Below are 23,932 nucleotides of genomic sequence, written 5' to 3'. Positions count from 1 at the left end.
AATGAGCAGGGTCCGGGAAGATAAGAATCTGATTGTCGGGCTGGATATAGGCACCTCGAAGATCGTGGCGATCGTGGCCGAGTTGCAGCTGGACGGCAGCCTCAAGGTCATCGGCCTGGGTCAGAACACCTCGCGCGGGCTGAAGAAGGGCGTGGTGGTGAATATCGATTCCACGGTGCAGGCCATCCAGCGCGCGCTGGAAGAGGCCGAGCTCATGGCGGATTGCAAGATCAGCACCGTGTTCACCGGCATTGCGGGCTCGCATATCAAGAGCCTCAATTCGCACGGCATGGTGAAGATCAAGGATGCCGAGGTGACGCAGATGGACGTGGACCGCGTGATCGAGACCGCGCGCGCGATTGCCTTGCCGTCCGACCAGCAGATCCTGCACATCCTCACGCAGGAATTCATCATCGACGGCCAGGAGGACGTGCGCGAGCCCCTGGGCATGAGCGGCATGAAGCTCGAGGTCAAGGTGCATATCGTCACCGGCGCCGTCTCCGCTGCGCAGAACATCGTCAAGTGCATCAAGCGCTGCGGCCTGGAGGTGAGCGACCTCATCCTGCAGCCGCTGGCTTCCAGCCTGGCGGTATTGACCGAGGACGAGAAGGAGCTCGGCGTCTGCCTGGTGGATATCGGCGGCGGCACAACCGACATCGCCGTGTTCAAGCAGGGCGCAATCCGCCATACCGCCGTGGTGCCGATCGCAGGCGACCAGATCACCAACGACGTGGCGGTGGCGTTCCGCACGCCGACCCAGTCGGCCGAAGAGATCAAGATCAAGCACGGCTGCGCCTTGCGCCAGCTGGCCGACTCGCGCGAAGTGGTGGAAGTGCCCGGCGTCGATGGCCGCGACCCGCGCCAGTTGTCGGTGCAGACGCTGGCCGAGGTGATCGAGCCGCGCGTGGTCGAGCTGTATGAATTCGTGCTCGGCGAGCTGCGCCGCAGCGGCATGGAGGAAATGATTGCCTCCGGCATCGTGATTACAGGCGGTTCCTCCCTCATGAAGGGGATGGTGGAACTGGGTGAAGAGATTTTCCACATGCCGGTGCGCCTTGGCATGCCGCGCAATGTGGGAGGTTTGTCCGAGGTGGTAGGCAATCCGCGGTATGCCACCGGGGTGGGACTGGTGTTGATGGGCCAGCAACAAGTGGAACGTCAGCTCCAGGGACAGATGGAGTCCAATTCTTTCAGCCAGGTGTTGAGCCGGATGAAGAGTTGGTTCCAGGGTAATTTCTAGTAGTTGAGTGGATCGGTTTGTAAGCGATTGTGTGTAAGCAATAGTGCTTTTTTCGAGTTTAGGCAGACGTAACTTTGGAGGAATTTAACATGTTTGAGATTATGGACAGGGACTCACAAGAGGCCGTGATCAAAGTGATAGGCGTGGGCGGTTGCGGCGGTAACGCAGTGGCGCACATGATTGCCAAGGAAGTCGGCGGCGTGGAATTCATTTGCGCCAATACCGACATGCAGGCGCTGAAGAAGAGCCAGGCCAAGACTGTGCTGCAGATCGGCACCGACATCACCAAGGGCCTTGGTGCGGGCGCACGTCCCGAGATTGGCCGCGAGGCAGCCTTGGAAGACCGCGACCGTATTGCCGAGATCATCGACGGCGCTGATATGCTGTTCATCACAGCAGGCATGGGCGGCGGCACCGGCACCGGCGCCGCGCCCATCATCGCGGAAGTCGCTAAGGAAATGGGTATCCTGACCGTGGCCGTGGTCACCAAGCCTTTCGCATTCGAAGGCAAGCGTACCAAGGTCGCGCAGGAAGGCCTGGAAGAACTTTCCAAGCATGTCGACTCTCTTATCATTATCCCGAACGAGAAGCTCATGCAGGTGTTGGGCGAGGACGTGCCGTTCCTGGAAGCGTTCCAGGCGGCCAATGACGTGTTGCACAACGCGGTTTCCGGCATTGCCGAAATCATCAATTGCCCTGGCATGGTGAACGTCGACTTTGCCGACGTGCGTACCGTGATGTCCGAAATGGGCATGGCGATGATGGGGTCGGCGACGGCTACCGGCAGCGAGCGTGCACGTATCGCGGCTGAACAGGCAGTGGCAAGCCCCCTGCTGGAAGACGTGAACCTGGCCAATGCGCGCGGCGTGCTGGTCAACATCACCGCAAGCACCTCCTTCAAGATGAAGGAATACTACGACGTGATGAACACCATCAAGGAGTTCACTGCGGATGATGCGACCGTGATCGTTGGCAATGTCTTCGACGAGTCCATCGGCGACGGCCTACGCGTCACCATGGTGGCAACCGGCTTGAATGGCGCAGTAGCACGCCGCCAGCAAAAGCCCGAGCTGCGCGTGATGACCCAGGTGCGCGACGGTACGACCAACCAGCCTGTCTACATGGGCGGCATGGATGACGAAGGCCCGGCTGTATTCAGCTCCAATGGCCGACGCGCCCAGGTGGAAGCCATGAAGATGTCAGGCGTGGAGGAATACGATATTCCTGCATTCCTGCGCAAGCAGGCTGATTAAGGCATTGCCTGGGCCCGCAAGGGCCGGTGGGGATGCCCGTCTGCTCCGGGCGGGGTAGCGCCACGTGCTATAATATGGCAATTATATGAATGAGGACTCTCGCGAGAGGGACAGCAGTGCTTAAACAAAGAACGCTGAAAAAAGAAATAAGCGCCACCGGTGTTGGCTTGCATTCCGGCGACAAGGTTACCCTGACCTTGCGGCCGGCAGCGCCAGATACCGGTATCGTATTCCGCAGGGTCGATCTGCCCGAAACTGCGGAATTCAAGGTGCAGCCTCATCTCGTTACCGATACCAAGTTGTGTTCCGCGCTGGAGTGCAACGGTGCGCGGGTTGCCACGATCGAGCACCTGATGTCCGCCCTGGCCGGGTTGGGCATAGACAACATCCATATCGAGCTCAATGCGGGCGAAGTGCCTATCATGGACGGCAGCGCCGGACCTTTTGTCTTCCTTCTGCAAGAAGCCGGCATTGTCGAACAGGACGCGATGAAGAAATTCATCCGTATCAAAAAAACCGTCGAGTACCACGAAGGCGACAAATGGGTGCGTTTCGATCCTTATTTCGGCTTCAAGCTCGACTTCACCATTGATTTCGACCATCCTGCCGTGGAGCATACCGGGCAGAAAATCAGCATAGACTTTGCCGACAACTCCTATATCAAGGAAATCAGCCGCGCGCGCACTTTCGGCTTCATGCATGAGGTGGAAGCCTTGCGCTCCATGGGATTGGCCCGGGGCGGCAGCCTGGACAATGCCATCGTGCTGGATGATTATCGCGTATTGAACAGCGACGGATTGCGTTATGACGACGAATTCGTCAAGCACAAGATGCTGGACGCCATCGGCGACCTGTACGTATTGGGGCACCCCTTGATCGGCGCGTTCAGCGCCTACAAGGCGGGCCATTACATGAACAACCAACTGTTGCGGACATTGCTGGCCGACGGCGATGCCTGGGAGTACGCTACTTTCGACAAGTTCGAGGAAGCGCCCGGCGCTTTCCAGAATCCCATCGGCCTGCCGCCCGCGTTGCAATACGTTTAAGAACCTGTTCACAGGCTTTTTATGAGATACGTTGACCTGTCAAGGCAGTCGAAGCAAGGCGCACACCGCAGCCGTGCTTATTGTACGGCGAGAATTTGCAACGCGGCAGCGGCTGCCTTGACAGGCCAACCCGAAGGGCATGGCCCGGCCCAACACGCGCCCGCTCCGCGTTGCAGATCTTGGCAAGGCAATGAGCATTACCTGCGGACTGCGCCTTGACCGGACGCGACCTGGAGCCATGCGTACTTATAAAAAGTCTTTGAACAGGTTCTAACCTATGCTGGTATTGCGCATCCTGCTGGTGCTGGGCTTGATCTCGGTTGCCGTGTCGCTGGGTGTCTACTTTATTTCAGGCGACAAGCGCTATCTCAAGTTCACTTGGCAGTTGACCAAGTTCACCTTGGTCATGCTCATGGTGGTGGCTCTGGTGATCTCCATGGGCCGCATCATTCTTTACTAGATTCCTCAATTGCAGCGGCCATCTCAGGGGATGGCTATGCTATGCTTGGTCAAGCGTCATGGTTTGGGTATAACACAATGCAGTTAAGTCAGATGGGCGTCGCGCAGGCAGGCAGTCTGCGGCGTGCAGGCAAAGCCAAATGGTTGGGCAATTGCAGGATGGCTTTGGCTTCAATCCTGCTGGCTGGCGCGTTGGTGCTGGGTAATCAGCCTGTGCATGCCGCCGGCCCCGACGACCTCTTCCTGAGCGCGCGTGCCGCCTATAACGCGCGCAACCTCAATGCGCTCGCCACCGCTTCGCAAAGCCTGCATGCGCAGCATTATATTCTCGCTCCCTATATCGATTATTGGCGCTTGTTGCTCGACTTGAACCAGGCAAGCAGCCAGTCCGTGCAAAACTTTCTTGAGCAATACAAGGACGCGCCATTTGCCGATCGCTTGCGCGGCGAGTGGCTGAAGGTGCTGGCAAAGCGCCAGGACTGGAACGCGTTTTTTGAAGAGTATCCCAAGTTTCAGCGTGAGGATATGGCAGTCAGCTGCTATGCGGCCGACGGCGGCATCCAGCAAGGGCTGGAGTCCGCCGTCAAGGATGGAAAGGCGCTCTGGATGACGGGCAGCGAGCTGCCTGCCAACTGCGGCGCCGTGTTCGAGCGCTTGCAGAAAGGCGGGGTGTTGCGCGAGGAGGATATCTGGGCGCGGACCCGTTTGCTGCTGCAAGGCTCGAAGATCACCGTCGCCAAAACCGTGTTGCAACGCCTGCCCGACATCGATAAGAACAACCTCAAGCTTTTGGACCGGGTTTACCAAAACCCGCAGCAAGTGCTGGAAAAGCGCCAGATCAGCTTCAAGAGCCGATTGGGCAGGGAGCTCAACCTCTATGCGCTGGAGCGGCTGAGCCGCAGCCAGCCCGCATTGGCATTGGATTTGTGGGAAAAGCTGCATGGCAATTTCGATGTGGCCGACCGCGACTATTTCTGGGGGCGTTTTGCCCTGCATGCTGCACGCAAGCACGACCCCGCCGCGTTGACCTATTTCCAGCGCGCCGGCAGCACCGTATTGGACAAGGACCAGCAGGAATGGAAAGCCAGAGCTGCCATGCGCGCCGGCGACTGGAAGGCATTGCAGGCGGCTATTGCCGCCATGCCGGAATCGCAGCAAGAGGAACAGGTGTGGCAGTACTGGAAGGCCCGTGCCCTCAAGGAGCAGAAGCAGATCGTCGCGGCCAACCTGATACTGGTCAAGCTTGCCAAGGAAAACACCTATTACGGCCTGTTGGCGGAAGAGGAAATGGGGGATGCCCTGGGCGCTACGCCCGATCCTTACAAGGCGAGTGCGGACGAAGTGCGGGCGGTATTGGACCAAGCAGGCGTACAGCGCGCCCTGGCGCTGCGCAGGCTGGAGATGCGTTGGGAGTCGCGCGAGGAGTGGCGGTTTGCCAGCCGCGACTTCGATGACAAGCAGCTGATCGCCGCTGCCGAAGTGGCGTTCCGCGAAGGCTGGTACGATATTGCCATCAGCACGGCCGACCGCACCAAGCTGCTGCATGATTTCGCCCTGCGCTACCCCACGCCCTATCGCGACCTCATGCAGGGATATGCCGCGGATAACGCCTTGGACGAGGCCTGGGTATACGGCCTGATCCGCCAGGAAAGCCGCTTTGTCAGCTGGGCCAAGTCCGTGGTCGGCGCATCCGGCCTGATGCAGGTAATGCCCGAAACCGCCAAGTGGATCGCCAAGCGCATGGGCATGGGGGACTACAAGCCTGCCATGATCAACCAGCTCGACACCAATCTGAAGTTCGGGACCCATTACTTGCGCTATACCATGGACAAGATGGACCAGCAGCCGTTGATGGCGACCGCAGCTTATAATGCAGGACCGGGAAGGCCCAAGCGCTGGGCGTCGGACAAGCCGCTGGAAGGCGCGGTGTATGCGGAAACCATTCCTTTCAGCGAAACGCGGGATTACGTCAAGAAAGTGCTGGGCAACTCCATCTATTACTCGCAGCAGCTGGGCACCAAGCCCCAGACGCTGAAACAGCGGCTGGGGACTGTGCCGGGGATAGGCGAGCCCGTCAACCCGGAACAAGATTAGCAAAGCACTCAACATAGGCAAGCAAAGGGACATGAAGTAATGCAACGTATCAGGCAAGTATGTGTGATTGGTGGCTCTGGTTTCGTGGGCAGTGCGCTCGTGCACAAGCTCAGCGTCGCCGGGTATGACGTCAAGGTATTGACCCGCAGACGCGAAAGCAGCAAGCATCTCATCCTGTTGCCCAACGTGCAGGTCGTCGAATGCGATATCTTCAATGACACGGCGCTCTCCGGGCACTTGCACGCGCAGGATGCCGTAATCAACCTGGTCGGCATCCTGCATGAATCCTCGCAAGCCGGGTTCGACAAGCTGCATGCCGAGTTGCCGGCACGCATCGTCGACATCTGTTGCAAACAGGGCGTGAAACGCCTATTGCACATGAGCGCGCTCCAGGCCGACGCCAATGCCAAGAGCGCCTATCTGCGCTCGAAGGCGGCTGGCGAGGCCGCTGTGCTGGCGCGAGCCCGCGAGGTCGATGTGACGGTATTCCGCCCCTCCGTCATCTTCGGCCGCGGCGACCAGTTCCTCAACCTGTTCGCCAACGTGGTCAAGATATTGCCGGTGGTAGCCGTCGCCAAGCCCAACGCACGCTTCCAGCCGATCTGGGTGGAAGACGTGGCCCATGTCTTCGTCGCCGCCCTGGATAATGTAAGCACCTATGGCCGCAGCATCGACCTAGGCGGCCCCCAAGTCTACACCTTGCAGCAGTTGATCGAGTTCGTGGCGTTCCTGCTCGGCAAGAAACGCCGGATTGTCCCGCTCAACGACAAGCTCTCCTATTACCAGGCCTATGTCATGGAAAAGCTGCCGGTGAAGCTCATGACGCGCGACAACCTGTTCAGTATGGAAGTGGATAGCGTGTGCGCAGCGCCGGTGAGAGAACTGTTTGGCGTCCCGACCACGGCACTGGAGGCGGTGGCGCCGGAATACCTCGTCGGCGATACCCCGCGCAGCGCCTATGACCGCTTCCGCAGCCTGGCCGGGCGAACGTTCAGCAAGCGCTAAACCCATGCGCACCTATACGGTTGGCGGCGCTGTTCGGGACAGGCTTCTGGGCCTGCCGGTCAAGGACCGCGACTACGTCGTGGTAGGCAGCACGCCAGAAGCCATGGAGCGACTGGGCTACAGGCCGGTAGGCAAGGATTTCCCGGTGTTCCTGCATCCCGAGACGCATGAGGAATATGCCCTGGCACGCACCGAGCGCAAGACCGGCAAGGGCTACAAGGGGTTCCAGGTGTATGCCGACTCGGAAGTCACGCTGGAGCAGGACCTGGCGCGACGCGACCTCACCATCAACGCGATTGCCGAGGACGAGCATGGGCAATTGATCGATCCCTACCATGGCGTGGCCGACCTCGATGCCAAGTTATTGCGCCATGTCAGCCCGGCCTTCAGCGAAGACCCGGTGCGTATCCTGCGCGCCGCGCGCTTTGCGGCGAGATTCACCGAATTCACCGTGGCGGACGAAACCATGGCGCTGATGCGCAATATGGTGGAGGGCGGCGAAGTCGATGCCCTGGTGCCGGAGCGCGTATGGCAGGAATTGGCCAAGGGACTCATGGAACAGCAGCCCAGCCGCATGTTCGAGGTGCTGCGGGCCTGCGGCGCCCTCAAACGGCTGCTGCCCGAGGTGGACAGGCTGTTCGGCGTGCCGCAGACGGCCAAATACCATCCCGAAGTCGATACCGGCGTCCATGTCATGCTGGTGATCGACTACGCCGCCCGTGCGGGCTTCAGCCTGCCGGTGCGTTTTGCGGCATTGACGCACGATCTCGGCAAGGGCACGACGCCTGCCGATATCCTGCCCCGGCACATCGGCCACGAAGAGCGTAGCGTGGGATTGTTGCAGTCTTTGGTAAAACGCCTGCGCGTACCGAACGACTGCAAGGAACTGGCGCTGGTGGTGGCGAAATTCCACGGCAAGGTGCACCAGGTCGGCGAGATGAAAGCTGCTACTGTATTGCGTTTTTTGCAGGAAACGGATGCTCTGCGCCAGCCTGGTCGTTTCAGGGATTTTTTGCGTGCCTGCGAGGCCGATGCCCGGGGGCGCACGGGTTTCGAAGATCAGCCTCTGCCGCAGTTTCAGCTATTGCTGGATATCCTGGATATGGTCATTGCCGTGGATGTGGGCGAGGTGGCCAAGCAGCAGGTCAATCCTGCTGCCATCAAGGATGCGGTGTTTAATGCCCGCGTCGCGGCCATGGAGGCGGCATTCAATTTTCCATTGGCTTGGGCATCATGATTAGAATGGATGCAAAGAAAAAGCCTCGCAACTGCGAGGCTTTTTCTTTGGTGTAAATGACTGTAATTACTCTTCCAGCCCGTATAGCAATGTCAGTTGCTGCTGCACGTATTCCATCGGCTTGCGTTTGAAGCCGCTCTTGGCGAACTGGTGCCAGCGGCCGATCACGAAGCACAGCAGTAGGTTGGCCTGGGACTCGGGATCGAACTTGCGGCCGGTCTGGGTTTCGGCAATGCGCAGGCTTTGCTTCAGGGTGGACTCGATGCGGTCGAATAGCTGGTTGATGCGGGTCTGCAGGCTGGCGTCTTCATTCACCAGCGCGTCGCCGATCAGTACGCGGGTCATGCCGTGGTTCTTTTCCGCGAACAGCAGCAGGATGGTGACGATGCGCCGCGCCTGGCGCAGGCCTTCCTCTTCTTCCGAGGTGATCTTGTTGATGAGGCCGAACAGCGTTTGCTCGATGAACTCGATCAGGCCGTCGAACATCCGAGCCTTGCTGGGGAAGTGGCGGTAGAGCGCTGCTTCGCTGACTTCCAGCTTGGCCGCGAGGGAAGCCGTAGTGATCTTTTCGCGTTTGGGCGATTCCAGCATCTTCGCCAGGGTTTCCAGGATTTGCTGCTTGCGTTCTCCGGGTTTCAAAGCCATTTCTTTACCTCTTGATCCAGGCAGAAAGCCAGGCCGGAGCCTTATGTCCCCGGCTGCTGGCGATGTTCTGCATTGTTGTATGTTTTATAAATCCAAGTGTGCGGAAGCTCCAGCACGCTGGAAATCCTGGCATCGACATAACTGGCGCGCCTAGGCCTGGCAGAAACATGGATAGTCTTCATGCCCAGGCGCTTTGCCGTCATCAATGCCGGTAGGCTATCCTCCAGCAGGATGCAGTTGCCCGCGCTGACCTTGAGCGCCTGCAACAAGTGCCGGAAGCCGCGCATCGCGGGTTTAGGGTGGAAGCCAGAGGATTCCACGCTGAACACCTGATCGAACAAGCCGTCGATAGCGAGTAATTTTAACACTCTTTCGGCATAACTCATCGGCGCGTTAGTGAATACTACCTTACGGCCGGAGAGTTGCTGCAAGGTGTGCCGCAACCTTTTGACCGAGCGGACCATCTTGGGCAGGTCGTCAAGCTGGTGGGTGGTCTGGAGGAAATGATGCGGGTGCACACGATGATGGCGCATCAGGCCTTTGAGGGTGGCGCCGTAGATGCGCCAGTAATGCTGGCGCAACAGGCAGGCAGCCTCCTCTTCCAAATTGAGCTCGCTCATGATGTAGCGCGTCATCTCGATGTGCAGATGCGGAAAGATTTCCGCATCTGCATCATGCAAGGTGTTGTCGAGGTCGAAGATCCAGACCTTGTGCGGCATGGGTTCGGGCTGGAGTATACGCTTACTTGGCGGTGATGAGGGTGCCCACGCCGGCGTCGGTCAGGACTTCCAGCAGCAAGGCATGCTCGACGCGGCCGTCGATGATATGCACGGACTTGACTCCGCTGCGCGCAGCGTCCAGCGCCGAGCTGATCTTGGGCAGCATGCCGCCTGACAGCGTGCCATCGGCGACCAGGTCGTCGATCTGCTTCGGCGTCAGGCCGGTGAGCAGGTTGCCCGTCTTGTCGAGTACGCCCGGGGTATTGGTGAGCAGAATCAATTTCTCGGCACCGAGGATTTCCGCCAGCTTGCCTGCCACCACGTCGGCGTTGATATTGTAGGTCTGTCCATCTTCGCCTACGCCGATAGGCGCGATGACGGGAATGAAGTCGCCGCTGTCCAGGAACTGGATCAGGCTGGGGTCGATGCCGCTGATCTCGCCCACCTGGCCGATGTCGATCATGTTGGCCGGATTTTGAAGGTCCTGCACCAGCAGCTTGCGGGCATGAATGAAATTGCCGTCCTGGCCGGTCAGGCCGACCGCCTTGCCGCCGTTGCGGTTGATCAGGTTGACGATTTCCTTGTTGACCTGGCCGCCCAGCACCATTTCCACGATGTCCATGGTTTCTTCGTCGGTGACTCGCATGCCCTGAATGAATTCGCCCTTCTTGCCCAGCTTGTCCAGCAATTCGTTAATCTGCGGGCCGCCGCCGTGCACTACCACCGGGTTCATGCCGACCAGTTTGAGCAGTACGACATCGCTGGCGAAGCATTCTTTGAGGTGGGGGTCGGTCATGGCGTTGCCGCCGTACTTGATGACGATGGTCTTGTCGAAAAAGCGCTTGATATAGGGCAAGGCTTCGGCGAGGGTTTGGGCTTTCTGGGCGGCGGTGGTTTGGTTGAGCATCGACTCTCTCTGAAAATGCGAGTGAATGAATATGCGGCTATTTTAACTGGTTTAACATGAAAATCACGCGACAGCTCGCTAAAACTCCTGAGAGCCTGTTCACGATCTTTTCATAGGACGCGTTGTCCCGGCAGGGTAGGCGATGCAAGGCGCAAACCGAAGCCGTGCTGATTGCCCGGCGAGGATTTGCAACGCGGCAGTGGCTGCGCTGCCGGGGCAACCCGGAGGGCACGGCCCCAACACCCGCCCGCTCCCCGTTGCAGTCCTTGGCAAGGCAATGAGCATTACCTGCGGACTGCGCCTTGACCGGACGCGTGTTGGAACCATGCGCGTCCGATGAAAAGATCGTGAACAGGCTCTTACAAACCATGGACGGCAGAGGTAAACTGAGTTCGAGAGCAATACCATCCTGGCATCCGTCAACAATCAGAACAGGGAAATGCATGCCAAGCGATATTGAAATTGCCCAGCAGGCAAAACTCCGGAAGATCAGCGAGATTGCCGCCGGGCTCGGCCTGAGCGAAGACTCCATCACGCTTTATGGACAATACAAGGCCAAGATAGACCTCAATGCAAATCCGCAACTGCAAGCGCGGCCGGATGGCAAGCTGATCCTGGTGACGGCCATCAGCCCGAGTCCGGCGGGAGAGGGCAAGACCACGACCACGGTCGGCCTCGGCGACGCCTTGCAGCGTCTGGGCAAGCGCGCCGTCATCTGCCTGCGTGAACCTTCCATGGGGCCGGTATTCGGCATGAAGGGCGGCGCTGCCGGCGGCGGCTATGCACAGGTCGTGCCGATGGAGGATATCAACCTGCACTTCACCGGCGATTTTGCCGCCATCGCGTTAGCGCACAACCTGCTTGCCGCCATGATCGACAACCACATCCATCACGGCAACGCCTTGCAGATCGACCCGCGCCAGGTCACGTGGAAACGGGTCGTCGATATGAACGACCGGGCCTTGCGCCAGGTCGTGGTCGGGCTGGGCGGCAAGGTCAACGGCCAGCCGCGCGAGGACGGTTTCGATATCGTCGTGGCTTCGGAAGTGATGGCCGTGTTTTGCCTGGCGGGTTCCCTCAAGGACCTGCGCACCCGCCTGGGCAATATCGTGGTCGGATATACATTCGCAGGCAAGCCGGTAACGGCGCAGGATCTCAAGGTGCATGGGGCGATGGCGGCGCTGCTCAAGGATGCGATCAAGCCCAACCTGGTGCAGACCTTGGAGCATACGCCTGCGCTAGTGCACGGAGGGCCGTTTGCCAATATCGCCCATGGCTGCAATTCAGTCCTCGCCACGAGGACGGCGCTCAAACTTGGTGAAATCGTCGTGACCGAGGCCGGGTTCGGCGCCGACCTGGGTGCCGAGAAGTTCGTCGATATCAAATGCCGCAAGGCCGGCTTGAAGCCAGACGCCTGCGTCATCGTGGCAACCGTCAGGGCGCTCAAGTACCACGGCGGCGTGGATGTTCCTGAGTTGGCAAAGGAGGATCTTGGCGCGCTGGAGCGCGGCATTGCCAACCTGGAAAAACATGTGGAAAACGTCACGCAGCATTACGGCCTGCCTTCCGTGGTGGCGGTAAACCGTTTCGACCATGATACTGCGGCGGAGCTGGACCTGTTGGTCGGGCGCATGGCCAGGCTGGGTTTCAAGGTGGTGCTGGCTGAGCATTGGGCAAAAGGCGGTGCCGGGGCGGCGGCGCTCGCGAGCGCGGTGGTTGAGCTGCTGGATGGCAGCGATGCGCCGGGCATGCATTACGTCTACCAGGATGAGGACAGGCTCTGGGACAAGCTGGGCAAGGTGGCGCGCAATATCTACGGCGCTGTCGAGGTGCATGCGCCCCGCCGCGTGCGTGCCATGATCGACAAGTTGCAAGACGAGGGCTACGGGCATTACCCGATCTGTATTGCCAAGACCCAGTATTCGTTTTCCACCGACGCTTCCCAACGCGGCCTGCCGCACGAGCATATCTTGACGGTGCGGGCTGTACGGCTGTGTGCCGGGGCAGAGTTTGTCGTGATGATTTGCGATGACATCATGACCATGCCTGGCCTGCCCGCGGTGCCCAGTGCAACGCGCATTGATATCGACGATGACGGGCGGGTGATCGGCCTGGATTGATGGGGCCGGTATGCCGCCGGAAAAGAAAAACGGCAACCTCCCTTAACTACAGAGAGGTTGCCGCACCGGGGTGGACGGTGGGATGGCCTCTAGTGAATCAGGCCTTCTTGCGGCGGGCTGCGAAGCCGACCAATACCAAGCCACCGAGCATCAAGGCATAAGCAGAAGGCTCGGGTACCGCGGCAGCAATCTGGTCTACCTGGAATGCCACAACGCTGCTGTGCAGGTGGACCAGGAATGAAATTTCATAAGAGGTGATTGGAGCGCTGATGCTGCTGAAGTCCCAGGTGAAGTAGCCTACTGCGCCTTCAGCGACTGGGTTTTCAGGATCCCAAAAAGGAGAGTTCTCATCGACTGGTGCATCGGACAGGGTGAAACTGCTTGCTGCCAGCAATTGATTGCCGCCATTGTAGTTCAGGTATACATCGGAAATCGCTGCGGCAAGGCCGCTTTGGCCGCCGAGAGATTGATTGCCGCCTGGGAATACTTCGCTCTGGAATACAATGGAGCCGATGTCGGAAATCAGCGTGTTATCGGTGATGCTGAACAGGGAATAGTCTGTGCCAGTCCATTGGTACAAACCAAGGGAGGCGGGATATGCATTACCGTATGTACGTGTTAATACAGCATCGCCGGCTGGCGCGTTGCTTACAACGCCATCAACAAGCGCTTGTTGTCCAGCTGTACCGCTGCCCAGGCGGGAAGCGATAAGTTGGTTGAAGCCATCAGTCGCCAGTGAGTCTTCAACATCGGAAAAGTATTGGCTGGTAGAAGTTGCTGCCTGAGCGAAGGATGCGGCTGCAAGCAAGCTTAAAGCAAGGATACTTTGAGTGTAAGCAATTTTCATTTATTTCCCCTTGAATCTGTTTATGGGCCTGAGCACTATGAGCGTGACCGGCACTAAATTATCAATTAATGGGAATCAGTATTATTTCCATAATCGATAATTAATAGTAATTATTCTCATTTGAAAGGTCAATACTTTATTTTCCATTCCGGGAAAATGATTGGCTCAAATATGCTTGATGAACACCTTGGAGCGGCGTTGCAGGTTGTACAGCTTCTGCTTTTCGCCCGGTAATTGCTCTACGCCGATTTCGATAAAGCCCCGTTCGAGGAACCAGTGCTCGGTGCGCGTGGTGAGGACGAAGATGGATTGCAGGCGGAGCTCGCGGGCCTGTTCTTCGCAATAGCTGAGCAGGCGGTCGCCGCGTCCGCCGCGGCGGAACGAGGAGTGGATGGCCATGCAGGCGAGCTCAGCGGTTTTGGTGCCGGGAAACGGATAGAGCGCTGCGCAGCCGATGATCTTGCCGTCGTGCTCCATGACGTGGAAGTGGCTGATCTCCATTTCCAGGCGTTCCCGCCCGCGCCTGACCAGGATTCCTTCGTTCTCCAGCGGCTCGATCAGTTGCAAGATGCCGCCCACGTCGCCAATGTCCGCGGGGCGCATGGCTTCCAGCGGGTCTTCCGTGACCATGGTGCCTATGCCGTCATGCGTGAAGAGTTCCTGCAGGATCGCCCCGTCCACATGGCGGCTGATCAGGTGCGTGCGTGCCACGCCTTGTCCGCAGGCACGGACCGCGGCCGGGAGGTAATAGAATTCATCTTCGGTGATCTGCTGGGCAACGTTGTCGCCGATATGGCGCAACAGGTTCCTGGCCTTATCGGTAGTCATTTCCCGCAGCAATTCCCCGCGGATGTTGTGCACCCCGCTGGAATCCATGAGGAAAATCAGCTTGTCGGCATCCAACGCAATGGCGGCGCTGGTGGCGACATCCTCAAGCGTCAGGTTGAACACCTCTCCCGTAGGCGAATAGCCCAGGGGTGAAAGCAGCACCAGCTCTCCGTCGTCCAGGCGCTTCTGGATGCCGATCGCATCGACCTTGCGGACCTCGCCGGTATGCTGCAGGTCTATGCCTTCGCGCACCCCCAACGGCTTGGCGGTGACGAAGTTGCCGCTCGCGACCCGGATGTCAGCGCCTGCCATCGGAGAGTTGATCAAGCCCATGGACAGCAGGGACTCGATCTCGACGCGGACTGCGCCATTGGCTTCCTTCACCGCCTCCATGGCCTCGTCATCCGTGACGCGCAGGCCGTTGACCAGCTTGGTCTGCAGCTTGGCGCGCCGGAGGCGGCTCTCGATTTGCGGGCGCGCGCCGTGCACCAGCACCAGCCGCACTTCCAGGCTGGCAAGCAGGTTGAGGTCGTGCGAGAGGGCGACGAACTGGCCGTCGTCCACGACCTCGCCGCCGAAAGCGATGACGAAAGTGCGCCCGCCGAAAGCGTGGATATAAGGGGCGGCGGCGCGGAACCAGCGCACGAACTCCTGTGGCTGGTGCAGCGTCAGGCGGGACGTGTTGGTGCTGTTGCCGCTTTCCGCGTCGCTTTGCGCATAAAGGTGGGCGGCGGTGCAATCCAGCGCGGTGCAGAGCTTGCGCAGCATGGCCTCGGAGACGCCCTGCGCCCCGCGTTCGATGCGCGAAAGGTTGCCGCTATTGGCGTTGACCTTGCGCGCAAGCTCCTGCAGCGTCATGTTGAGTGCCTTGCGGCGTTTGCGGATTGCGCTGCCTAAAGCCATTGGAATCAGTCCTGATTTTGCGTTTGAGGCATATTTTTATAGCAAAAGGCCTTTTAATGCAATTTTGATCTGCATCATCGGGTGAAATCTCCCCACAGCGCCTGCATGCTGGCAATGGCGGCCAATGCGGCGGTTTCCGTGCGCAGAATGCGCGGCCCCATGCGCACAAGGGCGAAGCCATGCTGGGCGGCGAGCCCGATTTCGTGCTCGGTCAGGCCGCCTTCGGGGCCGATCAGCAGGCAAATGTTGGTTCCGGGCGGGCTGGTTTGCGCGAGCGCGGCCGGGGCATCTGGAGCCAGGGTGATATATGCGTCTGCCTCCGGCTTTTGCGCCAGCCATTCGGGCAGGCCGATGGGGGAGGCCACGCTGGGTATGTAGGCACGCCCTGATTGCTCGCAGGCGGAGACCGCCACATTCTGCCAATGCTCGCGGCGCTTCTCGGCGCGATCGCCTACGAGCTTGACGATGCTGCGCTGGCTGGCGATCGGCTGGATGAATGACACGCCCATTTCCACCGCTTTCTGTATCGTGAAATCCATGCGGTCTCCGGAAGAGATCGCCTGCGCAAGCGTGATCTTCAAGGGGGACTCCGTCTGGCATGGCTGCGCTTCTAATATATCGACCCGCACCTCCTGCTTGCGGATGGAGGTTATCTTGCCCAGGTAGTTCTGCCCATCGCCATTGAACAGGACAGCATGGTCTCCCGCTTGCATACGCAGGGCCTTGCTGGCATGGATTGCCGCGTTGTCTGGCAATGCCGTCTCGCTGCCGGGGGTAAGCGCTCCAGGGTGGTAAAAGCGAGGAATTATCATGACGTAATGGTAGTATTGAAGGTGAATAATTTTAATTGAAGGAGTAGGCATTATGGCAAGTCTGAACCCGCCAGTGTGTGATTTTGGCTGGAAAGCGCCAGATTTTAATTTGCCTGGCGTGGATGGCAGGCATTGGTCGTTGGCCGAGGCCAAGGGGGTCAACGGCACGCTGGTGATGTTCATCTGCAATCATTGCCCGTATGTGCAGGCTATCAGGGAACGGCTGGTGGCGGACGCACGCGCGTTGCGCGAGCTGGGCGTCAATACCGTCGCGATTTCCTCCAATGACGCAGAGGCTTATCCTGAGGACTCTTTCGAGAAAATGGCGGAGGTCGCCCGCGAATTCCATTTTCCTTTCCCCTACCTCTTCGATGAAAGTCAGGAAGTCGCCAAGGCGTACGGCGCGGTGTGCACGCCGGACTTCTTCGGCTTCAATGCGCATCTTGAGCTGCAATACCGCGGGCGCTTTGACAACCAGGGGCGCGTGATGGCGCCGGTAGAGAACCCGACCCGTGATCTTTTCAACGCCATGCGGCATGTTGCCGAGACAGGGCGCGGCCCGGCTGAGCAAGTGCCTTCGATCGGATGCTCCATCAAGTGGCGGGAGTCTGTCTAATTGGTCTGCTAGGGAAATGAGGCGTTACTTCAGATATCAGCATTGGCATCAACATTCATCGTTGGTATTGCTGAAACCGCTCATCTAAGGAATAATTATGGGCTAAATACCTCTTCGGAACTGTGGCTTGCAACAGTTTCCGCATTCCGACGATTCAAAGGGGTTTCAAGAATTTGAGTGAGGCTTCCTCCAGCCTTTCCTGTGCTGGTGAAGCCTTTTTCTCTTCAACCGTAGGGAGATATGTATGGCAGCAACTCGTCAAGAATTGGCAAATGCCATCCGCGTGTTATCCATGGACGCAGTTCAGAAGGCAAATTCTGGACACCCTGGTGCACCGATGGGCATGGCAGACATCGCAGAGGTTCTCTGGAACCACCATCTGCGCCACAACCCAACCAACCCTAACTGGGCTGACCGTGACCGTTTCATTCTGTCCAACGGCCATGGTTCCATGTTGATCTACTCCCTGTTGCACCTGACAGGCTACGATCTGGGTATCGAAGACATCAAGACTTTCCGTCAACTGCATTCCCGTTGCGCCGGCCACCCAGAATACGGCTACGCACCTGGCATTGAAACCACCACTGGCCCTCTGGGCCAAGGCATCACCAATGCAGTTGGTTTTGCGATGGCTGAAAAGCTGCTGGCAGACCAGTTCAACAAGCCAGGCCACGAGATCGTTGATCATTACACCTACTGTTTCCTTGGTGATGGTTGCATGATGGAAGGCGTTTCCCACGAAGCCGCCGCATTGGCTGGTACATGGGGGCTGGGTAAGCTGATCGCTTTCTGGGATGACAATGGCATCTCCATCGACGGACATATCGAAGGCTGGTACACCGACGACACAGCAAAGCGTTTTGAAGCCTACGGCTGGCACGTTGTTCCTAACGTCGACGGTCACGACTTCGAGGCAGTGAACGCTGCCATCGAATCTGCGAAGAAGGTAACTGACAAGCCAACCTTGATCTGCTGCAAGACCATCATCGGCAAGGGTTCCCCGAACAAGTGCGGTTCCCACGACTGCCACGGTTCCGCACTGGGCCTGGAAGAAGTCGCTGCAACCCGTGAAGCATTGGGCTGGACACACGAGCCATTCGTTATCCCTGAAGAAGTTTACGCAGGCTGGGATGGCAAGGAAAAGGGTTCCAAGCTTGAGAACGACTGGAACGCCAAGTTCGAAGCTTACGCCAAGATCTACCCGGCGGAAGCTGCCGAGTTCAAGCGCCGTTTTGCAGGCGAACTGCCAGCAAATTGGAAGGAAGTGACTGACGCTTTCATCAAGGCAACCAACGAGAAGGCTGAAGGCGTTGCAACCCGCAAGGCTTCCCAGAACGCAATTGCTGCCCTGGCTCCAGTATTGCCAGAGTTCATCGGCGGTTCCGCCGACTTGACTGGCTCCAACCTGACCAGCTACTCCGGCTTCAAGCACGTGAGCGGCAAGGAGCCTGGCAACTACATCTCCTACGGTGTACGTGAATTCGGTATGTACGCGATCATGAACGGTATGGCGCTGCACGGTGGCTTGCTGCCATTCGGCGGTACTTTCCACATGTTCTCCGACTACGCGAAGAACGCATTGCGTATGGCTGCATTGATGAAGCAACGCACTATCGCCGTGTTGACTCACGACTCTATCGGCCAGGGCGAAGACGGTCCTACTCACCAGCCAATCGAGAATACTGCCGGCCTGCGTTACATTCCTCGTATGGATGTATGGCGTCCTGCTGATTCCGTTGAAACTGCAATCTCCTGGGTTGCTGCCATTGAGCGCAAGGACGGCCCATCCAGCCTGGTGCTGAGCCGTCAGAACGTGCCTGGCATCAAACACGACGAGAAGCACTTCGAACTGATCCGCAAGGGCGGTTATGTATTCTCCGACGTGGAAGGCAAGGCAGACGTTATCCTGATCGCTACCGGTTCCGAGCTGGACCTGGCAATCAAGGCTGCTGCAGAGCTGAATGCTGCCGGCACCAAGGTGCGCGTGGTTTCCATGCCATCCACCAACGTGTTCGACCGTCAAGACCAAGCCTACAAGGACAGCGTATTGACCCCAGGCGTGAAGCGCGTGGCTGTTGAAGCCGGCGTGACCGACTTCTGGCGCAAGTATGTTGGCCTCGAAGGTGCTGTGGTCGGTATCGACACCTTCGGCGAATCCGCTCCAGGCGGCGTGCTGTTCAAGCACTTCGGCTTCACTGTTGAAAACGTAGTGAACACCGTCAAGTCCGTGCTGTAATGGCGTGAACTGACTAAAAAAAGGGGGCCAGTGTTACTGGCTCCCTTTTTGTTTTTCATAGAGAGGAAAACCCTATGACAATCAAGGTTGGCATCAACGGCTTTGGCCGTATCGGCCGCATGGCGTTCCGCGCGGCAATCAAGGATTTTACTGATATCGAAGTCGTGGCGATCAACGACCTGCTTGAGCCCGACTACCTGGCGTACATGCTCAAGCACGATTCCGTGCACGGTCGCTTCGATGGCGACGTTGCCGTCAGCGGCAACAACTTGGTCGTGAACGGCAAGACTATCCGCCTGACTGCCGAGCGTGACCCTGCAAACCTCAAATGGGGCGAAGTCGGCGTGGACGTCGTGGTCGAGTGTACCGGCTTCTTCCTGACCGAAGAAACCTGCCAGAAGCATATTGACGCGGGTGCCAAGAAAGTCGTGCAGTCCGCACCATCCAAGGACGACACCCCCATGTTCGTTTATGGCGTGAACCATGACACCTACAAGGGCCAAGCCATCGTTTCCGCAGCGTCTTGCACCACCAACGGCTTGGCGCCGGTCGCCAAGGTATTGCAGGACAGTTTCGGCATCAAGCGCGGCCTGATGACTACCGTGCATGCGGCCACTGCCACGCAGAAGACCGTGGACGGCCCATCCAACAAGGATTGGCGCGGCGGCCGAGGCATCCTGGAAAACATCATTCCCTCCTCCACCGGCGCAGCCAAGGCCGTGGGCAAGGTGATTCCGGAACTGAACAAGAAGCTGACCGGCATGGCATTCCGCATCCCGACCAGCGACGTATCCGTGGTGGACCTGACCGTGGAACTGAACAAGGAAACAACCTACGAGCAGATCGTCGCTGCGATGAAGGCAGCTTCCGAAAGCGGTCCGCTCAAGGGCGTACTCGGCTTTACCGACGAGAAAGTGGTTTCCACCGATTTCCGCGGGAATGCCTATCCGTCGATTTTCGATGCCGATGCCGGTATCCAGCTCGACCCGACCTTCGTCAAGATCGTGGCCTGGTACGACAATGAATACGGCTACACCTGCAACATGATGCGCCTGGTGCGTCACATTGCCAGCTAGGCCGGGGAGCAAGCGATGACCGTAATCAACATGACGGACCTCGACCTCGCGGGCAAGCGCGTCTTCATCCGCGCCGACCTCAACGTGCCGGTCAGCGACGGCAAAGTCACTTCCGACGCGCGTATCACCGCTTCCATTCCCACCATACGCCACGCCCTGGATGCCAAGGCGCGCGTCATGGTGACTTCCCACCTCGGCCGTCCGGAAGAAGGCGTATATTCCGAGGAAAACTCCTTGCAGCCCGTGGCTGACGTATTGGCTGCAAAGCTCGGCCAGCCGGTGCGGCTGATCAAGGACTGGGTGGATGGCGGCTTTGAAGTGGCCGAGGGCGAAGTGGTCTTGCTGGAGAACTGCCGCTTCAACAAGGGCGAGAAAAAGAACCTCGAAGAAACCGCGCGCAAATATGCCGCGCTCTGCGACGTGTTCGTGATGGACGCTTTCGGCACGGCCCACCGTGCAGAAGCCTCCACCTACGGTGTGGCGCAATATGCGCCTGTCGCCGCGGCAGGACTGCTGTTGGTAGGCGAGCTGGATGCGCTGGGCCAGGCCCTGTGCGAACCCGCCCGCCCCATGGTCGCGATTGTCGGCGGCTCTAAGGTTTCTACCAAGCTCACCGTGCTGGAAAGCCTGGCTGAAAAGGTGGACCAGCTCGTGGTCGGCGGCGGTATCGCCAACACCTTCCTCAAGGCGGCCGGTAAACCGATCGGCCGTTCGCTGAACGAGGACGACCTGGTGCCTACTGCGCAATGCCTGATGGAAAAAATGGCAAAACGCGGCGCGGCCGTGCCGATCGCGGTGGACGTGGTCTGCGGCAAGCAGTTCGATGCCAATGAGCGTGCCGTGCTCAAGTCGGCGGATGACGTGGCCGACGACGACATGATCTTCGACATCGGCCCCGAGTCCGCCAAGCAACTGGCCGAGATTATCCTCAATGCAGGCACCGTGGTCTGGAACGGCCCGGTCGGCGTATTCGAGTTCGACCAATTCGGAGAAGGCACCAAGACAATCGCCGCCGCCATCGCCAAGACCAAGGCCTTCACCCTGGCCGGCGGCGGCGACACCATCGCTGCGATCCAGAAATACGATATCTATGATAAGGTGTCTTATATCTCGACAGCAGGCGGGGCATTCCTGGAGTTCCTCGAAGGCAAGAAATTGCCGGCGGTGGAGATTTTGGAACAGCGTGCCAAGAATTGATTGCCGAAATCAGCCTATAAATAAAGGAGCCTATGGGCTCCTTTATTTTTTGACATATGAAAAACGAGTTTCCGCTAATAGTGTGATTGGTGAGAGCATTGTTATAAAGTTTCTAAAAATAAAGTATGCCAAAATATGAATTGTGCACCAAACATTCGATATTAATACTATTTCTATGCACGGACATTATATTGCTCTTTTTGATATTCTCGGTTTTGAACAGAGGTTAGCGTATTTTGGCCTAAATGAAATGCTTGCTCGTTATGAAGCCTTAATTGAGGTTGTGAAATACCGAGAAAAACAAATAAAGAGAGTTTTTGGTGATTTTAATTTCAAAGAATCTCCATACTGGTTGGCTGATGGAGATATCTTTATGTTTACAAAAACTCATGGAGCTTATGCAAGTGATTCTATTTTGATTTGGGCAAATCGCACATGGCCTGATATCCGAGATATGAGTTTAGATGAATTATCGGATTCTCTTCCCTCACCTGCAGATGAGTGGAAATACCATCCAATCCCATGTGATAACTTTTTGGATGTTTGTAATGATTTAATGTGTTGTGCTTTGGAGGTTGGTCTCCCTTTGCGTGGAGCAATTGCTGTAGGGGATGCAATTCTCGATTTAGACCAACATATCTTTTTAGGTCAGCCAGTTATTGATGCGGCTCGTCTTGAAAATCAGCAGGATATGATTAGTACCAGTTTTTGTAGATCAGCTGTGAATCAAATAATTCCCCAAAGGTTTACATTGCAATTTGATCGTTATATGAAGAGAGACTCTAAAGAATTATGGGGAGGTGTAGTACTAGACTGGCCACGACATTGGCGTAACACTAGAAAAAATGATCTGAAAGATACGCTCCAAGCCTTGGATAACAATCCTGATTTTTCTCACGTATATAATAGAAACACGCTTGAGCTTGTTGATTATTCAGAACAGTTTGCTGACAAATTCGAAAGCATTGACGAAACATCGCTTCGTTCTGTGTATGGTCAATTTCATTGGTCGAATGCCTCTCTTGCTCTTCCTGCTCGTGCTGTACGCCGTGTTCCCATTACTACAATTTCTACTTCCACTTCATTCTTTTGCTCAAGTAATAAATACTTTTGATCTGCACGTGTCATTCCCATGGCACAAAATATGCACCATTCTCCCCAAGCGCTGTCAGCATTAAGATGAATTCCTGAGCAATCGCAAGGAAAGGATGTCATGGCATTACGTAAAACCAAGATTGTGGCGACGCTGGGGCCGGCTTCCAGCGATGAGGCGGTGATCGAGCGGCTAGTGGATGCCGGGATGGATGTGGTACGGCTCAATTTCTCGCATGGGTCTGCGCAAGACCATATTGCCCGCGCCGAGTTGGTGCGCGATATCTGCCGGCGTAGCGGAAGGCCGGTGGGGGTGTTGTGCGACCTGCAGGGGCCGAAGATCCGCATCGGCAAGTTCGAGAACGACCGCATCCTGCTCAAGGTGGGCGACAAATTCATCCTCGATGCGGCATGCAAGCTGGGCAACCAGGATCGGGTGGGATTGGATTACAAGACCCTGCCATCCGAGGTGGAGGCTGGCGCGGTGTTGCTGCTCGATGATGGGCGCATCGTGCTCAACGTCGAAGCGGTGAACGGCGGCGAGGTGCATTGCACGGTGGCGGCCGGCGGGGTGCTGTCGAACAACAAGGGCATCAACCGCCAGGGCGGGGGCCTTTCTGCGCCCGCGCTGACATTGAAGGACCAGGAGGATATCCTGACGGCTGTAGCATTGGAGGCGGATTATATCGCCGTCTCGTTCCCGCGCAGTGGTGCGGATATCGAGTTGGCGCGCCAACTGGTGGAGGAGGCGGGCGGCCATGCGGCGATTGTCGCCAAGATCGAACGCGCGGAGGCGATTGACGCGCTGGAGGAGATTATCGATGCCGCCGATGTGATCATGGTGGCGCGCGGCGACCTCGGCGTCGAGGTGGGCGATGCGGCGGTGCCCGGCTTGCAGAAGCGCATGATCCGCACGGCGCGCATGCGCAACAAGCTGGTGATCACGGCGACGCAGATGCTGGAATCCATGATCAGCAGCCCGATCCCGACTCGGGCCGAGGTATCCGATGTGGCCAACGCGGTGCTGGACGGCACCGACGCGGTGATGCTCTCGGGCGAGACGGCGGTGGGGCATTATCCGGTCGAGTCCATCCAGGCCATGCACCGGGTCTGCCTGGAGGCGGAAAAGGAATACGACAGCCACCATTTGCAGGCGCCGATCAACGACGAGTTCGAGTTCATCGATGAGGCGATCGCCATGGCATCGGTGTATGCGGCGGAGCATTTGAACGTGAAGGCGATCGCCGCTCTGACGCGGTCAGGCTCTTCTGTCACCTGGCTGTCACGCTCGAATACTAATGTGCCGATTTACGCCTTGACGACGGAGCGCAACACGCGGCGCAAGCTGACCTTGTACCGCGGGGTCTATCCCTACCATATCGAGCTGCCCAGCCAGGAGCTAAGCAAGATACTCTATGACGCGGAAGAGACATTGCTGCGGCTGGGCGCGGTGCAGCGCGACGACCTCATGATGCTGACGTTCGGCGAGCCGATCGGCAATGCGGGCGGGACCAATACCCTGCAGATCGTCAAGGTGGGCGAGCACAGGCGCGAGCGACATTTAACCGCCAGCAATACTAGCCGTGAACAACCCTAGGAT

General features: G+C 57.9%; 20 protein-coding genes. 14 read left to right on the top strand and 6 right to left on the bottom strand.

The genetic code is table 11. The features are described from left to right. The first annotated feature begins 1 nt into the window (after nucleotide 1). The 7 genes from ftsA to ACJSDX_RS00845 all read left to right on the top strand — a co-directional run bounded on the left by ftsA (nucleotide 2) and on the right by ACJSDX_RS00845 (nucleotide 8,334). Nucleotides 2-1,240, top strand: a complete 1,239-nt coding sequence (ftsA, locus tag ACJSDX_RS00875; protein ID WP_309566233.1) for a cell division protein FtsA — start codon at nucleotides 2-4, stop codon at nucleotides 1,238-1,240. 89 nt (nucleotides 1,241-1,329) lie between these two features. Further along, nucleotides 1,330-2,493 (top strand): cell division protein FtsZ, encoded by a 1,164-nt coding sequence (gene ftsZ, locus ACJSDX_RS00870; protein ID WP_407993084.1) that lies wholly within the window; start codon nucleotides 1,330-1,332, stop codon nucleotides 2,491-2,493. 116 nt (nucleotides 2,494-2,609) lie between these two features. Beyond that, the gene (gene lpxC / locus ACJSDX_RS00865; RefSeq protein ID WP_407993083.1) at nucleotides 2,610-3,539 is read left to right on the top strand and encodes a UDP-3-O-acyl-N-acetylglucosamine deacetylase; all 930 of its coding nucleotides are present in this window, start codon (nucleotides 2,610-2,612) and stop codon (nucleotides 3,537-3,539) included. A gap of 277 nt (nucleotides 3,540-3,816) precedes the next feature. Next, nucleotides 3,817-3,999 (top strand): hypothetical protein, encoded by a 183-nt coding sequence (locus ACJSDX_RS00860; protein WP_407993082.1) that lies wholly within the window; start codon nucleotides 3,817-3,819, stop codon nucleotides 3,997-3,999. Between the two features lie 158 nt (nucleotides 4,000-4,157). Next, a complete protein-coding gene (locus tag ACJSDX_RS00855) occupies nucleotides 4,158-6,092 on the top strand; it encodes a transglycosylase SLT domain-containing protein (protein WP_407993081.1) in 1,935 nt (644 codons plus the stop codon). A 39-nt stretch (nucleotides 6,093-6,131) separates the two neighbouring features. Continuing rightward, nucleotides 6,132-7,097, top strand: a complete 966-nt coding sequence (locus ACJSDX_RS00850) for a complex I NDUFA9 subunit family protein (RefSeq protein ID WP_407993080.1) — start codon at nucleotides 6,132-6,134, stop codon at nucleotides 7,095-7,097. Nucleotides 7,098-7,101: 4 nt separating this feature from the next. Next, nucleotides 7,102-8,334 carry a multifunctional CCA addition/repair protein gene (locus tag ACJSDX_RS00845; RefSeq protein ID WP_407993547.1) on the top strand — a complete coding sequence of 411 codons (1,233 nt, stop codon included), beginning with the start codon at nucleotides 7,102-7,104 and terminating at the stop codon, nucleotides 8,332-8,334. Nucleotides 8,335-8,400: 66 nt separating this feature from the next. Here ACJSDX_RS00845 and slmA read toward each other — a convergent pair whose 3' ends face one another. From slmA to argB, 3 genes are read right to left on the bottom strand one after another with little or no spacing between them, the layout of a single operon-like run. After that, nucleotides 8,401-8,979, bottom strand: a complete 579-nt coding sequence (gene slmA / locus ACJSDX_RS00840; RefSeq protein ID WP_407993079.1) for a nucleoid occlusion factor SlmA — start codon at nucleotides 8,977-8,979, stop codon at nucleotides 8,401-8,403. 41 nt (nucleotides 8,980-9,020) lie between these two features. After that, on the bottom strand, nucleotides 9,021-9,698 hold the full coding sequence (locus ACJSDX_RS00835) for a pyrimidine 5'-nucleotidase (protein WP_407993078.1): 678 nt from the start codon (nucleotides 9,696-9,698) through the stop codon (nucleotides 9,021-9,023). Between the two features lie 22 nt (nucleotides 9,699-9,720). Beyond that, nucleotides 9,721-10,605 carry an acetylglutamate kinase gene (argB, locus tag ACJSDX_RS00830; protein WP_407993077.1) on the bottom strand — a complete coding sequence of 295 codons (885 nt, stop codon included), beginning with the start codon at nucleotides 10,603-10,605 and terminating at the stop codon, nucleotides 9,721-9,723. A gap of 443 nt (nucleotides 10,606-11,048) precedes the next feature. On the opposite strand from argB, the gene ACJSDX_RS00825 reads away from it, so the two are divergent. Further along, on the top strand, nucleotides 11,049-12,725 hold the full coding sequence (locus ACJSDX_RS00825) for a formate--tetrahydrofolate ligase (protein WP_407993076.1): 1,677 nt from the start codon (nucleotides 11,049-11,051) through the stop codon (nucleotides 12,723-12,725). A 97-nt stretch (nucleotides 12,726-12,822) separates the two neighbouring features. Here ACJSDX_RS00825 and ACJSDX_RS00820 read toward each other — a convergent pair whose 3' ends face one another. The 3 genes from ACJSDX_RS00820 to ACJSDX_RS00810 all read right to left on the bottom strand — a co-directional run bounded on the left by ACJSDX_RS00820 (nucleotide 12,823) and on the right by ACJSDX_RS00810 (nucleotide 16,115). Beyond that, the gene (locus tag ACJSDX_RS00820) at nucleotides 12,823-13,572 is read right to left on the bottom strand and encodes a PEP-CTERM sorting domain-containing protein (RefSeq protein WP_407993075.1); all 750 of its coding nucleotides are present in this window, start codon (nucleotides 13,570-13,572) and stop codon (nucleotides 12,823-12,825) included. Between the two features lie 165 nt (nucleotides 13,573-13,737). Next, nucleotides 13,738-15,303, bottom strand: coding sequence for an amino-acid N-acetyltransferase (gene argA, locus ACJSDX_RS00815; RefSeq protein WP_309566247.1), 1,566 nt, complete (start codon nucleotides 15,301-15,303; stop codon nucleotides 13,738-13,740). Nucleotides 15,304-15,377: 74 nt separating this feature from the next. Next, nucleotides 15,378-16,115, bottom strand: a complete 738-nt coding sequence (locus tag ACJSDX_RS00810; protein ID WP_407993074.1) for a 16S rRNA (uracil(1498)-N(3))-methyltransferase — start codon at nucleotides 16,113-16,115, stop codon at nucleotides 15,378-15,380. 52 nt (nucleotides 16,116-16,167) lie between these two features. Between ACJSDX_RS00810 and ACJSDX_RS00805 the strand changes: the two genes are divergently transcribed. The 6 genes from ACJSDX_RS00805 to pyk all read left to right on the top strand — a co-directional run bounded on the left by ACJSDX_RS00805 (nucleotide 16,168) and on the right by pyk (nucleotide 23,929). After that, complete coding sequence (locus ACJSDX_RS00805; protein ID WP_407993073.1) at nucleotides 16,168-16,731, top strand: thioredoxin family protein; 564 nt, start codon at nucleotides 16,168-16,170, stop codon at nucleotides 16,729-16,731. Nucleotides 16,732-16,975: 244 nt separating this feature from the next. Continuing rightward, nucleotides 16,976-18,967: a transketolase gene (gene tkt / locus ACJSDX_RS00800; protein WP_407993072.1), complete on the top strand. Its 1,992-nt coding sequence runs from the start codon at nucleotides 16,976-16,978 to the stop codon at nucleotides 18,965-18,967. A gap of 74 nt (nucleotides 18,968-19,041) precedes the next feature. Beyond that, entirely contained in the window at nucleotides 19,042-20,043 is a 1,002-nt protein-coding gene (gene gap / locus ACJSDX_RS00795; RefSeq protein ID WP_407993071.1) for a type I glyceraldehyde-3-phosphate dehydrogenase, read from the top strand. Between the two features lie 15 nt (nucleotides 20,044-20,058). Then, nucleotides 20,059-21,240, top strand: coding sequence for a phosphoglycerate kinase (locus ACJSDX_RS00790; protein WP_407993070.1), 1,182 nt, complete (start codon nucleotides 20,059-20,061; stop codon nucleotides 21,238-21,240). Between the two features lie 142 nt (nucleotides 21,241-21,382). Continuing rightward, entirely contained in the window at nucleotides 21,383-22,354 is a 972-nt protein-coding gene (locus tag ACJSDX_RS00785; RefSeq protein ID WP_407993069.1) for a hypothetical protein, read from the top strand. Nucleotides 22,355-22,453: 99 nt separating this feature from the next. Further along, on the top strand, nucleotides 22,454-23,929 hold the full coding sequence (gene pyk / locus ACJSDX_RS00780; protein ID WP_407993068.1) for a pyruvate kinase: 1,476 nt from the start codon (nucleotides 22,454-22,456) through the stop codon (nucleotides 23,927-23,929). Nucleotides 23,930-23,932: the final 3 nt, after the last annotated feature.

The organism is Methylobacillus draconifructus (assembly GCF_045984355.1).
Classification (GTDB): Bacteria; Pseudomonadota; Gammaproteobacteria; order Burkholderiales; family Methylophilaceae; genus Methylobacillus; species Methylobacillus flagellatus_A.
The sequence above is the reverse complement of the archived record's forward strand: the minus strand, read 5'-3'. Positions and strand labels throughout refer to the sequence as shown.

Bases quoted from the DNA above. Each gene is read 5' to 3' on its own strand.
- ACJSDX_RS00805 (WP_407993073.1), top strand. From the start codon at position 16,168: ATGGCAAGTCTGAACCCGCCAGTGTGTGATTTTGGCTGGAAAGCGCCA.
- ftsA (WP_309566233.1), top strand. From the start codon at position 2: ATGAGCAGGGTCCGGGAAGATAAGAATCTGATTGTCGGGCTGGATATA.
- ACJSDX_RS00825 (WP_407993076.1), top strand. From the start codon at position 11,049: ATGCCAAGCGATATTGAAATTGCCCAGCAGGCAAAACTCCGGAAGATC.
- ACJSDX_RS00860 (WP_407993082.1), top strand. From the start codon at position 3,817: ATGCTGGTATTGCGCATCCTGCTGGTGCTGGGCTTGATCTCGGTTGCC.
- ACJSDX_RS00820 (WP_407993075.1), bottom strand. From the start codon at position 13,572: ATGAAAATTGCTTACACTCAAAGTATCCTTGCTTTAAGCTTGCTTGCA.
- ACJSDX_RS00790 (WP_407993070.1), top strand. From the start codon at position 20,059: ATGACCGTAATCAACATGACGGACCTCGACCTCGCGGGCAAGCGCGTC.
- ACJSDX_RS00810 (WP_407993074.1), bottom strand. From the start codon at position 16,115: ATGATAATTCCTCGCTTTTACCACCCTGGAGCGCTTACCCCCGGCAGC.
- ACJSDX_RS00845 (WP_407993547.1), top strand. From the start codon at position 7,102: ATGCGCACCTATACGGTTGGCGGCGCTGTTCGGGACAGGCTTCTGGGC.
- ACJSDX_RS00855 (WP_407993081.1), top strand. From the start codon at position 4,158: ATGGCTTTGGCTTCAATCCTGCTGGCTGGCGCGTTGGTGCTGGGTAAT.
- argA (WP_309566247.1), bottom strand. From the start codon at position 15,303: ATGGCTTTAGGCAGCGCAATCCGCAAACGCCGCAAGGCACTCAACATG.
- argB (WP_407993077.1), bottom strand. From the start codon at position 10,605: ATGCTCAACCAAACCACCGCCGCCCAGAAAGCCCAAACCCTCGCCGAA.
- gap (WP_407993071.1), top strand. From the start codon at position 19,042: ATGACAATCAAGGTTGGCATCAACGGCTTTGGCCGTATCGGCCGCATG.
- ftsZ (WP_407993084.1), top strand. From the start codon at position 1,330: ATGTTTGAGATTATGGACAGGGACTCACAAGAGGCCGTGATCAAAGTG.
- slmA (WP_407993079.1), bottom strand. From the start codon at position 8,979: ATGGCTTTGAAACCCGGAGAACGCAAGCAGCAAATCCTGGAAACCCTG.
- pyk (WP_407993068.1), top strand. From the start codon at position 22,454: ATGGCATTACGTAAAACCAAGATTGTGGCGACGCTGGGGCCGGCTTCC.
- ACJSDX_RS00850 (WP_407993080.1), top strand. From the start codon at position 6,132: ATGCAACGTATCAGGCAAGTATGTGTGATTGGTGGCTCTGGTTTCGTG.
- ACJSDX_RS00835 (WP_407993078.1), bottom strand. From the start codon at position 9,698: ATGCCGCACAAGGTCTGGATCTTCGACCTCGACAACACCTTGCATGAT.
- tkt (WP_407993072.1), top strand. From the start codon at position 16,976: ATGGCAGCAACTCGTCAAGAATTGGCAAATGCCATCCGCGTGTTATCC.